3 protein-coding genes are annotated in these 3,574 nt (G+C 36.8%); 2 read left to right on the forward strand and 1 reads right to left on the reverse strand.

Features of this window, described 5'->3' with window-relative positions; all coding sequences use genetic code 11:
* Positions 1-259 precede the first annotated feature (259 nt).
* Positions 260-1,099: a 2OG-Fe(II) oxygenase gene (locus tag QZ265_RS09020; RefSeq protein WP_296405467.1), complete on the reverse strand. Its 840-nt coding sequence runs from the start codon at positions 1,097-1,099 to the stop codon at positions 260-262.
* A gap of 284 nt (positions 1,100-1,383) precedes the next feature.
* Between QZ265_RS09020 and rlmJ the strand changes: the two genes are divergently transcribed.
* On the forward strand, positions 1,384-2,259 hold the full coding sequence (gene rlmJ, locus QZ265_RS09025; protein WP_296405469.1) for a 23S rRNA (adenine(2030)-N(6))-methyltransferase RlmJ: 876 nt from the start codon (positions 1,384-1,386) through the stop codon (positions 2,257-2,259).
* Positions 2,260-2,412: 153 nt separating this feature from the next.
* Positions 2,413-3,294, forward strand: coding sequence for a CDP-diacylglycerol--serine O-phosphatidyltransferase (gene pssA / locus QZ265_RS09030; RefSeq protein ID WP_296405470.1), 882 nt, complete (start codon positions 2,413-2,415; stop codon positions 3,292-3,294).
* Positions 3,295-3,574 lie beyond the last annotated feature (280 nt).

A 3,574-nucleotide genomic window follows, 5' to 3' on the forward strand; every position in this document is an offset into this window, starting at 1 on the left:
GATTGATGATTTGATTGATGATTTGATTGATGATTTGATTGATGATTTGATTGATGGTTTGATTGTTGTAATGGATTACTCTGCCCAGTAGTGTCGTTAGAACTCATAACTTCCTCAAATATAAAAATAATGGTTGAAAAACCTGTCAAGTAAAGGGTAAATAAGGCATCTAGCTTAGCATGTTATCTATAAAGTAAGGGCAACATGATACAGCAGTATATATAGTTGGTATAAAGGGGCATACATTCTTAACGCATCATTAAGGCATCATTAGGGAATCGTCACTGCGTAACCAAGTAGCTATAGAATAACGTTGACGATGCGCAAGCTCGACTTGATGGCGTAAGTTACTGTCAAAAATTACTAAGCGATTTGCTTTTGGCAATAATTGATGGCATTGATTATGGGCATCTATAATTGAAAGTTGTCCACCGTCTGCGTGTTTCCACTCATCGTTCAGATAGAATACTGCAGAAACAATCCGTTCATGGCGCCCAACTGGATTGTCAGAATGCCACTTATAGCCAAATCCAGGAGGATAGCAAGCGTAATGCGCTTCACTATGTCGAATACCGGCGAACAATGCGCGATTTAGCAAGTGAGCCAGTTCATTAATGCTTTGTAGATAGTAATATCCAGCAAAAAAATCTTTAGTTATCCAGCGGATGCGGTCTCCTCGGATATCGGATTTACGTACCCCTTCCGTTAATTTCGCATCTCGGTAGTTAATAAACCCACTTTCTGCTTGCAAGGCCAATAAAGCCGTTTGGTGGTACACATTATCAAAAACTATAAATCCGTTATTAACGAAGCGATCTAAAACTTCATCATTTATCCTTATTTCCCAATTTGCTTCAAAGTCTGATTGGTCTAAAGCCCTTTGAGTTTTAGATAAGTCCCATCCTAATAGTTTGCTATGTTGTTCATTAAAATCGGTGTCAGGAGGCAATGACTGTAAGACTTGTTGTGCTTGAATTTTAAAAGACGTCAAATCTTCTGGTCTTAAAGGGGGAGGAATAGAAACTGTAATAGGATCTTGATGATTATGAGAAGTAGGTAATAAATTGATTTCTATGGTCGTATTAACGACATTTGTCATTGGTAAAATCTCTATTGTTCATTTTAATATAGCCCCAAAATAGACTTAAATAGTCCCAAAATAGACTTAACTAAATGAAGCTATGGATAATCAAAAAAAGTTAATTAGTGGAATTAATGTGGCTTTCAGCGGTTATTTGCTATTTTAGTATGGCATAAATTGAATAACAATATTGATGCTCTATTAGTACTATTAACCATTAAAGTACTTATTTTAAACTAGCTTATGCTACCATAGCACTAATTTTTATAAACAAACCTTTCTATACTAATACAAGTTAAATTATGAATTACAAACACGCTTATCACGCCGGTAATTTTGCCGACGTTGCAAAACATATTTTGCTGGTACAATTGCTAAATCAAATGAGCACTAAGGGCAAACCTTATTATGCTTTAGATGCTTACGGCGGCCGAGGACTCTATTCTTTGAGTAGTGAAGAAGCTCGCAAAACGAATGAGGCCAAGGCAGGTGTACTAAAGATTTTAGATGCAGATTTATCTGAAGCACCAGACGCTGTTCGTCAGTATGTTGATGATATTAATCAAGCTCGTCAAACTTATGATAAACACGTTTATCCAGGCTCACCTTGGTGGATTGCCAATCATGTCCAAAATCATCCAAACGTAAAAGTTAGAGCAGAAGCATTCGAATATAAAAACGCTGAGTATGATGCGTTAAACTATCAGTTGTACCAATTGCCCATTGGCATTCATAACCGTGATGCTTATGAAGGTATAGTTGCAGTTATTCCTCCCATAGAACGTCGTGGTGTGATTTTAATTGATCCTCCTTATGAGCAAGAGCACAAAGATTTTACCCGTTTGGTAGAGTTATTAGTAGCCACCATGACCAAATGGCCACAAGGTGTTTATGCGCTTTGGTTTCCAATCAAGAATATTGAGGCTGTAGAGCTTTTTTATAAAAAAATGAAGCGTACTGGTATTCGTAAGCAACTTTTATGTGAATTAAACATTTATCCAAATGATGTTGCCGCCGGACTTAATGGAACCGGAATGCTTATTATCAATCCCCCTTGGAAGTTTGATCAAAGTGCTCGAGAGATTTTGAATTTCATTCAGCCACTAATGCGTCCTGAAGATGCGCCTGAGTTACCACAGAGTCAGGCGGTAAGTGTTCGCTGGCTAGTTGGTGAGTAATTTGGTGAGTAAGTTAACAGTTTATATAATTATTGTTATTTAACTTAGTGTTTCTAAACTAACTTACTTTTTCTAAACTAGCTTACTGTTTATCAACTAGCGTATTGTGCTTATTCTTGCAAAATTTAGCTTTTGATTAATGAAGGATTTAGTATGAAGACTCCACAAAACGCCAACTCTGAATCTAGAGAGTCAGAATCTAAAGAGCCAGAAAACGTAAGCGCTGATCATTCTAGACACGTTAAGCCTACCGAATCTAGTATTGAGGGTTTGGACAGCTTGACCTTTGAAGTCATTGAACATGAAGTTGCAGATGGAAGGCCAGTGCTTAGTAAGGGTGTATATTTAGCCCCTAATTTAATTACGACTCTTTCATTATTGTCTGGATTCTTTTCGATTCTATCGAGTACTCAGGGTCATTTTTATAAAGCTTCCTTAGCTATCTTTTTATCGGCTATTTTAGACGGAGCCGATGGGCGAGTGGCACGTATGCTCAATGCTCAAAGTCCGTTTGGTGAGCAGTATGACTCTTTGGCAGATATGCTTGCGTTTGGGGTGGCTCCCGCAATATTGATTTATAGCTTTGCGTTACAGCCTTTAGGTCGTATCGGCGTCGCTTGTGCGTTTGTGTTCACTGCCTGTGCGGCATTTCGATTGGCCCGCTTTAATGTACAAATTGGTGAAGTAGATAAGAAGTTTTTTGTTGGTTTAGCAAGTCCACTGGCAGCTATTCTGGTAACCAGTTCGGTTATGGTCGCTATTGATCATAATCATTGGATAGGTGTTTATGATACCCAAATTAAGATCATTGCTGCGATTTGGGTGGTTATCTGTGGTTTATTAATGGTAAGTAATATTAAATACTATAGCTTTAAAGAGTTTGATAGAAAAAAAGTACCTTTTGTTGCTTTGATTATCGGTGTATTGATAATGGCTATTGTACTTTATGACATTCCAGTAGGTATTTTAGCTATCGGTATTATTTATGCCTTATCAGGTATTTTCTCAACGATTAAAGCTAAGGTAAGCCGTTAATAACTCTAATACATCGAAACAAGTCGATAAAATCCTGAGTGGTTCTTAATTAAAATCGATAATAATGCTGATGCTTTTGCTCAATGTCTCATTTATATTGAGTTATGAGTTATGAGTTGTTGATTTTAGTTAGATTCGATTCTAAGTAATCTTTCTTGCAATAAATAATCAACAACAACGCTAAAAGCGAAGTAAATAAATAAGATTAAAAAAATTTAAATAAACGATTGACACCAAGAATAAAGTCTCTATAATACGCCCTCACTAAGACGGACATTGA

The sequence above is a fragment of the Psychrobacter sp. genome (assembly GCF_018260395.1).
GTDB lineage: Bacteria > Pseudomonadota > Gammaproteobacteria > Pseudomonadales > Moraxellaceae > Psychrobacter.

Bases quoted from the DNA above. Each gene is read 5' to 3' on its own strand.
- rlmJ (WP_296405469.1), top strand. From the start codon at position 1,384: ATGAATTACAAACACGCTTATCACGCCGGTAATTTTGCCGACGTTGCA.
- QZ265_RS09020 (WP_296405467.1), bottom strand. From the start codon at position 1,099: ATGACAAATGTCGTTAATACGACCATAGAAATCAATTTATTACCTACT.
- pssA (WP_296405470.1), top strand. From the start codon at position 2,413: ATGAAGACTCCACAAAACGCCAACTCTGAATCTAGAGAGTCAGAATCT.